This window comes from Caenibacillus caldisaponilyticus, from assembly GCF_002003465.1.
GTDB lineage: Bacteria > Bacillota > Bacilli > Bacillales > Sporolactobacillaceae > Caenibacillus > Caenibacillus caldisaponilyticus.
Map to the genome: position 1 here is coordinate 1 of NZ_BDDQ01000177.1, position 1238 is coordinate 1238.

At 45.3% G+C, this 1238-nt stretch carries 1 protein-coding gene; it reads left to right on the forward strand.

Annotation, left to right across the window (positions count from 1 at the left end):
* Positions 1 to 157 precede the first annotated feature (157 nt).
* Positions 158 to 1238 (forward strand): IS256 family transposase (locus tag CCB157_RS17125; protein ID WP_077616965.1); only part of this gene is annotated, 1081 nt, incomplete at its 3' end.

Sequence of the window (1238 nt, forward strand, 5' to 3'; positions counted from 1 at the left end):
ACCTAGAGCGTCCATTATACCGTCCGATCCACAGACGCCGTTTTTGGCGATGATGTATAAAATTTTGTGTAAAGCATTTTGCTAGAACAAAAGAAAAAAGGTAGGGTATTCTCTGATTTGGACCACAACACATTCCAGAGAAAGGAGTACCCTACCTATGTCTAAAAGAAGTATACCGAATGTCGACTGGGCAAATCAACTGGAAAATGCCATTCGTCAGTTTGTAAAAGAAAAATTAGAACTGATTATGCGGGAAGAAATGAAAAATTTCCTCGAAATCGAACAGGCTGGAACGCCGAATATGAGAAACGGCTACTATCAGCGAAATCTAGATACACAATATGGCCGGATTGAGGGTCTTTTGGTTCCAAGAGACCGAAACGGGGAATTTCAAACACAGTTGTTTGCCCCTTACCAACGGCACACCGGCTGGCTGGAGGAAGCAATCATTAGGATGTACCAAAGTGGCATGAGCACGCGTGAAATTGGCAAGTTTATCGAACGAATTCTAGGAAGCACCTATTCTCCTACGACGATCAGCCGGATTACCGATGTCGTGAAGGAAGACATCGAGAAATGGCACGCTCGTCCACTACACCAGCGTTATTCGGTCTTATATTTGGACGGCTTGTACGTGAAACTTCGCCGGGATACGGTAGAGAAAGAAGTTATTTATGTGGTATTGGGGGTGAACGAAGAAGGGTATCGTGAAATTCTTGATTTCTTCGTAGGAGGACAAGAAAGCGCCTATGTATGGCAGGAGATTCTCCAACAGCTCTACCAAAGAGGCGTCAAGGAAGTGCTTCTTGGCGTCTTCGATGGCCTTCCGGGGCTGGAGGAAGCCTTTAAGGCGGTTTATCCGAAAGCCGATGTGCAGCGCTGTGTCGTGCACAAAGTCCGCAACACCCTCAGCCGTGTTCGGAAAAAAGATCAATTCGAAATGGCGGAGGACCTGAAACTCATTTATCGTTCTCCGAATAAAGAAATCGCATTGGAGATGTTTCAACAGTTTCAATCCAAATGGTCTCACAAATACCCAAGGGAAGTCCAATCGTGGGCCAATGAGTTGGATGTCCTTCTCACCTTTATGGACTATCCAAGCAGTATTCGAAGTGTGATTTACACGACCAATGCCATCGAACGAACGATCAAGGAGATTCGGAAACGCCTAAAGCCGATGAACAGTTTGAGCAGTTTAGAAGCCGCTGAAAAAGTCGTATATTTGACCGTTCAAGATT